Annotated in this window: 8 protein-coding genes and 1 riboswitch; of the genes, 6 read left to right on the top strand and 2 right to left on the bottom strand. The window is 45.7% G+C overall.

Annotation, left to right across the window (positions count from 1 at the left end; genetic code table 11):
• Window positions 1-19 precede the first annotated feature (19 nt).
• The 3 genes from ACTF5U_RS02690 to ACTF5U_RS02680 all read left to right on the top strand — a co-directional run bounded on the left by ACTF5U_RS02690 (window position 20) and on the right by ACTF5U_RS02680 (window position 2,711).
• Window positions 20-1,351: a diguanylate cyclase domain-containing protein gene (locus ACTF5U_RS02690; protein WP_438970097.1), complete on the top strand. Its 1,332-nt coding sequence runs from the start codon at window positions 20-22 to the stop codon at window positions 1,349-1,351.
• 134 nt (window positions 1,352-1,485) lie between these two features.
• Window positions 1,486-1,911: a plastocyanin/azurin family copper-binding protein gene (locus ACTF5U_RS02685; RefSeq protein ID WP_438970096.1), complete on the top strand. Its 426-nt coding sequence runs from the start codon at window positions 1,486-1,488 to the stop codon at window positions 1,909-1,911.
• Window positions 1,912-2,234: 323 nt separating this feature from the next.
• On the top strand, window positions 2,235-2,711 hold the full coding sequence (locus ACTF5U_RS02680) for a hypothetical protein (RefSeq protein ID WP_438970095.1): 477 nt from the start codon (window positions 2,235-2,237) through the stop codon (window positions 2,709-2,711).
• 48 nt (window positions 2,712-2,759) lie between these two features.
• Here ACTF5U_RS02680 and sodC read toward each other — a convergent pair whose 3' ends face one another.
• Window positions 2,760-3,275 (bottom strand): superoxide dismutase [Cu-Zn] SodC, encoded by a 516-nt coding sequence (gene sodC / locus ACTF5U_RS02675; protein WP_438970094.1) that lies wholly within the window; start codon window positions 3,273-3,275, stop codon window positions 2,760-2,762.
• Between the two features lie 259 nt (window positions 3,276-3,534).
• On the opposite strand from sodC, the gene ACTF5U_RS02670 reads away from it, so the two are divergent.
• On the top strand, window positions 3,535-4,830 hold the full coding sequence (locus ACTF5U_RS02670) for a GspE/PulE family protein (protein ID WP_438970093.1): 1,296 nt from the start codon (window positions 3,535-3,537) through the stop codon (window positions 4,828-4,830).
• A gap of 118 nt (window positions 4,831-4,948) precedes the next feature.
• Here the strand turns inward: ACTF5U_RS02670 and ACTF5U_RS02665 are convergent, their stop codons facing one another.
• Complete coding sequence (locus tag ACTF5U_RS02665; protein ID WP_438970092.1) at window positions 4,949-5,503, bottom strand: Smr/MutS family protein; 555 nt, start codon at window positions 5,501-5,503, stop codon at window positions 4,949-4,951.
• 92 nt (window positions 5,504-5,595) lie between these two features.
• A riboswitch (TPP riboswitch) is annotated at window positions 5,596-5,701 on the top strand.
• A 100-nt stretch (window positions 5,702-5,801) separates the two neighbouring features.
• On the opposite strand from ACTF5U_RS02665, the gene thiC reads away from it, so the two are divergent.
• Both thiC and ACTF5U_RS02655 read left to right on the top strand, forming a co-directional pair.
• Window positions 5,802-7,613, top strand: coding sequence for a phosphomethylpyrimidine synthase ThiC (gene thiC, locus ACTF5U_RS02660; RefSeq protein ID WP_438970091.1), 1,812 nt, complete (start codon window positions 5,802-5,804; stop codon window positions 7,611-7,613).
• 26 nt (window positions 7,614-7,639) lie between these two features.
• Window positions 7,640-7,920 (top strand): FAD-dependent oxidoreductase (locus ACTF5U_RS02655; protein ID WP_438970090.1); only part of this gene is annotated, 281 nt, incomplete at its 3' end.

Raw genomic sequence — 7,920 nt, 5'->3', positions numbered from 1 at the left:
AGCCTTATGATGCAACCTTATGACGGTAAATGAAGAAAAACTCGATGCATTAAGTCACTACATAGATATGCTCTTAGATGCAATCTGTGTCGTAGATGAAGCGGGGTGTTTTGTCTATGTCAGTTCGGGAGCGGAGCGCATTTTTGGTTATAAACCAGAAGAAATGACTGGAATGCAGATGCTGGATATGGTGCATCCAGATGATCGTAACAAAACGCTAAATACAGTCACTGAAATCAAGCTGGGTCATCACAAAGTCGATTTTGAAAATCGTTATATACGTAAAGATGGCCGGATTATAAATTTGTTATGGTCAGCGCGCTGGTCGGAAGACCAAAAAGTACGTGTTGCTGTCGCCCGAGATATAACAAAAAACAAGCGAGCGGAAGCCCAGCAAACAGCATTGTTTAATATTTCTGAAGCTGCACATGCACAAGAAAATTTGCCCGCACTTTATAACCGTATTCATCAGATAATTAAAGAATTAATGCCAGCAGAGCAGTTTGCCATTGCACTTTATGATGGTCGGACAGATGTACTGAGTTTTGCTTATAAACAGCTTACAAAACTAAAAGGCAATCAGGATGTTGAGATTGACTATTTTTGTTGTGCGGTGAGTCGGACAGGACAGACACAAAGGAAGTCAACAAAAGACCAAGCCGGTAAAAACCTTGATTGGCTGGGGGTTCCTCTTAAATCTCAGAAAGGGATTATCGGTGCACTTATAATCGAAACAACATTCTCAGAAGTTGACTATACCCAGGTTAATCAAGAGTTTATAGAGTTTGCAGCCACGCAAATAGCAGCAGCCATAGAACGCAAACAAATGATTGATCGTCTTCAAAAACTTGCGATGTTCGATCAACTGACCGCTTTGCCTAATCGCCAATTATTCAGTGACAGACTCAGTAATGCCATAGCAATAGCAAGACGTAATGCCATTAATCTCGCATTGCTCTATATCGATCTGGACAGTTTCAAAGAAGCCAATGATAATTTCGGTCATAGAGTCGGTGATCTGTTACTGAAAGAAGTGGCCAACCGTCTCAAAAACACAGTACGAGACACGGATACGGTAGCGCGGTTTGGAGGGGATGAATTCGTCATTCTTCTGGAAGGATTCGACAAGCCAGAAGCAGTAGAGCAGGTGACAGAAAAAATCTTATTGACGCTCTCAAAGCCATATCATTTAGATGAGTTCAGCGTTGAAATGTCTGCCAGCATAGGTATTGCTATCCATCCAGAAAATGGTGTTACAGAAAGAGAACTATTGCACAATGCCGACATTTCAATGTATGAGGCTAAACACAAGGGCGGGAATCGTTACCAGCAAACAATGAGAAATGCTTGATATATTCGAATAAGGCAAGAGTTTTAGTTGAGCAGCGAATAAATCGGATTGGCTAATGAATTCGATAGAAATTATTTATCGCACTTTATGTCGATGTGTTTGTCCTAAGTTTTGAACCTAAACGAGGAGATAATATGCAATTATTTAAATCGATGCTTACAGCTATTGCGCTGGTTAGTTCGTTAGCCGCAGGCTCTGCCTTTGCGGCAGATCACACTGTGACAGCCAGAGGATTGGCATTCCAACCATTGGTCATTAATATCGCACCAGGAGACACTGTTTACTGGGAAAACATGGCTACGCACAACGTGCATATGATGGATGGGTTAATTCCTGAAGGAACAGAAGCATTTGTAACACCAATGAGTGAGCCAGTGACAAAGACCTTCGACAAAGAAGGCATTTACATCTATCAATGTGATCCACATATTGGTGCAGGTATGGGGGGTGCTGTTATTGTCGGTAGCCCAACGAATCTTGATGCAATCAAATCACAAGATGTTAGTGGTGGTTTAGGTCGTGTTGTAGATGAAGCGATTGAAGCGGCTGAAGCAATGTAAATTCAGTATCTGCATATACAAAAGCCGGTTGTATCAGCAACCGGCTTTTTTTGTATAGAGACTAGTTTGAGCGCTACATGCACGATTTTTCTGTCTGTCAGGTGATGGTTTTTATGAACATGAAAACCATTACTCCTAGTTGTCCGCTGCTTAAGTCAAGTCAGGGCCGAGAATGCAGCCCGGTTTATTGAAATACATTGTCACGGTTTACCTGATTTCAAAATCCTCTGATAAGCTGGGTTAATAATAAAATGAATGTTCCTAGCCGAGAAGTATGTTGTCACTAATTGGAATGAGAGCTTGATACGACTGGATCAAAATCAATGACAGTACTTGTTTTACAAATCGTGACGAAACAATGGGATAAGAGCGAGCGTTTAGAAAAGCACACCAAGGCCAGAGCACAAATCCCTAATCACTATCCAGTGATCGAGCCTAATGCAAAGTATCTGTCAGATAATCACATTATACTCGACCATCACGGCGATGACGTGATGGGCAACCGACTTCGCTACGAGATCACTGACGACAGTAAATTCATTATCGACCGCTTTGGCTTTGATCTTAAAAGCAGGACAGTGATTCATTTTCCGCAACCTGACTCAATGTTGCCACCCAGACATATTGCCACGCTCAGTAAGGGTTGGATTCAGTGCCACTATGAGTGGCGTTATAAAGTGTATGAAGGGGGATTCTATTACTGGCTGTACGAGAATGTTACTGTCAATGCTGCTTTTGTGGAGAGTCTGACAGAAGATATTTTCACTCGATCGGAGCCGGCTGCTATCATTGAGTGTTAAATAAAAAAAGAACCGGCTCATTTGCCGGTTCTTTTAGTTTGAGCAGTTTTATTTAATCACACCGCATGCCAGACGGGCACCGCCGCCGCCTAATGGCTTGGGATGGTCAGAATAGTTATCACCATTCATGTGTACCATTAAAGACCGGTTTCTCACTTGTTTGAATGTCAGTTTGGGTGCCAGTACGGGTTGTGTGGCCATACCGTTATCATCAACGTACAGAGCTGGTAAGTCACCTGCGTGACCATGCAAGTCCCAAGGCTCAGCATGACGTTCGGTATTGGCCGGGTCAAAGTGACTGCCCGCAGCACCGCCCGGAACCAATTTCCCGTTTTTTTGCTTAGGGCCACAGGAAGCAATTTGATGTACATGGAAACCGTGGTTACCTGTCGACAGATTTTGCATATCCGGGGTGAAGACCGTGCCCAAGGGATGCTGACTGATAGTGACTGTGCCTGCTGATTCACCGGTTTGCAGATTGGTCATATCAACCGTGATGGAATCACCGGCGAAAACGCTGGAAGTCAGGAAAAGCGACGAAATAAGAGCGCTTTTTATCTTCATACAATCTCCTTTTTATTAGAAAACCTCTATCATCTCGACTCTGTTGGAAATGAAATGTTCCTTTAGCGTTTGGGAGCATAGAGTTAAAAGGAGTATCAGAGATAGACATTATTTTGGCTCCATCAGGCGGCGGAACGGTCCTCTCGTGAGGCGGATAGATTGAAAGTGCATACTTCTATCGCCATTTATTCCATGCATTCTTTGAAGAAATTTCTCGTTTGGTACACTAAGGAAAATTCTGTCATCCGGGGAGCCTGTCTTGAGTCAATATAGCCGAGCAAACCAAGAAAATCATGCCCAGCAACGCTTTGGTCGCCGTCTTCGGGAGTATATTTTAGGCGACTTTCGACAATTATTCGCGAAAAATGAAGATTATAATGACGATGAGGGATTGGGTGCCGATGCATTGTTGCGTGATGCCGTTAAGGCCAGAGCAACAGATATTCATCTTGATCCGTTTCCTACACATTACCAAATCCGCCTGAGAATAGATGGCGTAATGATCGATGCCATCGAGATTGAAATCGAGCAGGGACAGCGGCTGGTGAACCAATTTAAGGTATTAACAAATATCGACCCTGTTCCTAGCGTATGTTGTGATGAAGGTAGTTTTAGCTATGAAATTGATGATCAGGCGTTGGACCTAAGGTTAACGGCGGTACCCTGTGTATCGGGTGACAAGCTTGCGCTTCGCCTGCTGTCACCACCGGAAGCAGTAAAAGAAGTAAAGCAACTGGGCATCCATGACCAGGGCGCAGAGTCTATCCGGCGCTGGATGGACGCTACCGGAGGTATGTTTGTGGTTGCTGGTCCCACAGGAAGCGGTAAAACGACGACGCTCTATGCTTTGCTGCATGAGTTGAAACTGAATGACAGTCACGTCATTACCCTGGAAGATCCTGTTGAGTATGAAGTGCCCGGCATCAATCAGATTCAGGTGAATCCGATCCAGAACCTGACATTCGCCAATGGTACCGATGCAATGCTCCGACTTGATCCAGACTATGTGCTAATCGGTGAGATCAGAGATGAACCCTCTGCTCAGGCGGCCATCAGTATTGCAACGAGTGGGCGGGCAGTGATGGCGACATTACATAGCCGAGATGCGGTGGGAACTATCACCGCATTGCGCAACTTGGGATTAGACGATTACGAAATCTCGAGCAACCTAGGGCTGGTTGCTGCTCAAAGACTGGTGCGCATGTTATGCACTGATTGCAAAGTGCAGGATACACCCAACGATCTTGAAACAAGATGGCTTGAGGAACATGGGCGCGAGGTGCCGGCACAAATCTGGCGTGCAGAAGGCTGTTCAGCTTGTAATGAACTGGGTTTCAGAGGCAGGATAGGAATTTTTGAAGTCTGGCAGCCGACAGAACAAGACTTCACGATGATACTAAACCATGAAGATGAGCACGCTCTGCGACGAACGCTTATTAAACGTGGGCATCCGCTTATGCTGGATGATGGCCTGGCCAAAGTTGAGAAAGGTCTGACTACCTTACGCGAATTGCTGCATACCGGTACCTTATTGCCGGGATATAAGCCTGAATAGTGGAAGACTTAGGCAGGAATAAAAATTCTGATCGTATAGAGAACTAGGGAATATTTTTTTGCACATTTTAAATAGTGGCACACATTTTGAGATTGTCATGAAGGAGTAAAGACGTATCTTAATCAGTGAACTGTCGCCTGAGCAAAACGTAGAGCGCTCCGGTACCCCCATCACCTATTGTAGCGCTGCAAAAAGCCAGAACCAACGGGCTTTGGCGGAGCCAGTGATTTAGCTTACTTTTCAGTACAGGTTTATTGTCTTTTGAACCCCAGCCTTTGCCATGAATGACCCTGACGCAACGAATGTTTTGCTGATGACAGGTTTCCAGAAATGCTCCAAGCGCCGGTTCAGCTTTCACTAACGTCATACCATGCAGATCCAACTCTGCTTCGAGGTGTACTTTTCCCGCTCGCAACTTAGCGAACTGACGGTGTTGAATACCCTGGCCCTGATATTCCAGATATTCTTCATTCCCGACGGTTTCAGGAGCGAACATATCTGAGAAAGCTTGCGCTGATCTCTCATCTTCAAGCGAACGAAGCAGACCTGCTTTGGGCTGAGGTTTCGGTTTGCTCTGCAGCAGACTGTCGTGTTGGATAGGTGTGGCATCGCGCATTTCTTTTCGAAATAACGCAAATTCATCCTTTTCCTCATCCCCTGTTTTGTCTGCCATGAGTACGCTGCTGCCTATGTTTTCATCTGAGTTGATACTGTTATTGTGCCAGATAGCGCTTGTGTAAAAAATCCGTTTTGATTTACTATGCAGGTCACTTGTCGGGGTGCCCGACCGGAATTTTCCGGAATGGCTGAGATGAAACCCGTTGAACCTGAAGAAGTTAAGACTTCCGTAGGAAACAAGCAGGATACCTGCACAACCCGTCTTTTATGGCTTGGGTATATCCGTTTCTTGTTCGCAGCCGCGCAACGATTTCATCTTCCCCGATTTTGGTTTTCAGACAGGGGAAAGTGATATGTCCACACAAAACAATAAGGTCATTGATATAACTGACCGTACCGGTATTACCACCGCGCCATTACCAGGTTCCGAAAAGATCTATATTACCGGCAGTCGTAAAGATATTCGCGTGCCATTCCGCAGCATTGCGTTGACTGATACACCCAACGCCGATCCGAATCTACCGGGCACACCCAACGAACCCGTTCTGGTTTATGACACCTCCGGTTTATACACCGATCCTACTGCTAGAATTGATATTGAAGCCGGTTTGCCATTGTTACGTCAGGCATGGATTGATGCCCGTAATGATACCGAGCAACTGAGCGAATTCAGCTCAAAATACACGCGTGATCAGAATGCTCAGGATTTTGATATTCCTTTGTTTGAGAACCGTCGTATGCCCTCACGCGCCAAAGCTGGCGGTAATGTCAGCCAGATGCACTACGCACGTCAGGGCATCGTAACGCCGGAAATGGAATACATTGCTATTCGTGAGAGCATGGGGCGTGAAGCACTGGCACAAAAGGGTGAACTGCCTGAAGGTATGAAACACACCATCACAGCGGAATATGTGCGTGTAGAAGTAGCCGAGGGTCGCGCGATTATTCCCGCCAACATCAACCACCCAGAAGCAGAACCGATGATTATTGGTCGGAACTTCCTGGTCAAAATTAACGCTAATATTGGTAACTCAGCCACCACGTCATCGATTGAAGAAGAAGTCGAGAAAATGGTGTGGAGTACCCGTTGGGGTGGTGACACTGTGATGGATTTATCGACCGGTAAACACATTCACCAAACCCGCGAATGGATCATTCGTAACTCACCAGTGCCGATTGGTACCGTACCTTTGTATCAGGCGCTGGAAAAAGTGGATGGTATTGCCGAAAACCTGACCTGGGAAGTCTATCGTGACACCTTGATTGAGCAGGCAGAGCAGGGTGTGGATTACTTTACTATCCATGCTGGTGTGCGCTTATCACATATCCCGCTAACGGTTAACCGTACTACCGGTATTGTGTCGCGTGGTGGCTCAATCATGGCGGCATGGTGTCTGGCACATCATGAAGAAAGCTTCCTGTACACGCATTTCGAAGATATATGTGAAATCATGAAAGCGTATGACATCTCTTTCTCTTTAGGTGATGGTCTGCGTCCGGGGTCTCAAGCTGATGCCAATGATGAGGCTCAATTTGCTGAGTTAAAAACCTTGGGTGAATTGACCCAGATAGCATGGAAACATGATGTTCAGGTGATGATTGAAGGACCGGGTCACGTACCTATGCACAAGATCAAAGAAAATATGGATCTGCAATTGGAAGTATGTCACGAAGCACCTTTTTACACCTTGGGCCCACTGGTGACGGATATCGCTCCCGGCTATGACCACATTACATCAGGCATTGGTGCCGCTATGATTGGCTGGTTCGGTACAGCCATGCTCTGTTATGTGACACCAAAAGAGCACTTGGGGCTGCCAAATAAAGATGATGTTAAGACCGGTATCATTACTTACAAGATTGCTGCTCACGCAGCGGATCTGGCGAAAGGTCATCCGGGTGCTGAAATTCGTGATGATGCTATTTCAAGAGCACGTTTCGAATTTCGTTGGGAAGATCAGTTCAACATTGGTCTGGATCCGGACACAGCACGTGAATTCCATGATGAAACCTTGCCACAACCAAAAGCAAAAGTGGCTCACTTTTGTTCTATGTGTGGCCCAAAGTTTTGCTCAATGAAAATTTCTCACGACGTTAAGGCAGCATTTGCTGAGAAATCTCAGGAATTCAAGGAAGGTGGCAGTAAAATTTACCACCAGGTTTGATCTTGAATCGTTGATATAAATCGAAAATGAAACGATATCTGATAATAGGAAGTGGTCTGATCGGTCGCCTGACAGCCTGGCGACTGATTCAGGCCGGTCATTATGTGGCTATCCTGTCTAAAGATGACAGAGAGGGCAGTGACAGTGCCGGCTATGTGGCTGCATCAATGGTAGCGCCTGCAACAGAAGCTGTGGCGGCAGAACCGATGGTGAAAATCCTTGGGTTGCGTTCGTACGCGCTTTGGCCAATTTGGCTAAAAGAGTTAGCAGAGCCAGTGTTCTATTGTGATAAAGGTACCTTGGTCGT

Origin of the sequence: Methylophaga sp., from assembly GCF_965655755.1 — a bacterium.
Taxonomy (GTDB): Bacteria; Pseudomonadota; Gammaproteobacteria; order Nitrosococcales; family Methylophagaceae; genus Methylophaga.
The sequence above is the reverse complement of the archived record's forward strand: the minus strand, read 5'-3'. Positions and strand labels throughout refer to the sequence as shown.

Bases quoted from the DNA above. Each gene is read 5' to 3' on its own strand.
- ACTF5U_RS02690 (WP_438970097.1), top strand. From the start codon at position 20: ATGACGGTAAATGAAGAAAAACTCGATGCATTAAGTCACTACATAGAT.
- ACTF5U_RS02685 (WP_438970096.1), top strand. From the start codon at position 1,486: ATGCAATTATTTAAATCGATGCTTACAGCTATTGCGCTGGTTAGTTCG.
- ACTF5U_RS02665 (WP_438970092.1), bottom strand. From the start codon at position 5,503: ATGGCAGACAAAACAGGGGATGAGGAAAAGGATGAATTTGCGTTATTT.
- thiC (WP_438970091.1), top strand. From the start codon at position 5,802: ATGTCCACACAAAACAATAAGGTCATTGATATAACTGACCGTACCGGT.
- sodC (WP_438970094.1), bottom strand. From the start codon at position 3,275: ATGAAGATAAAAAGCGCTCTTATTTCGTCGCTTTTCCTGACTTCCAGC.
- ACTF5U_RS02680 (WP_438970095.1), top strand. From the start codon at position 2,235: ATGACAGTACTTGTTTTACAAATCGTGACGAAACAATGGGATAAGAGC.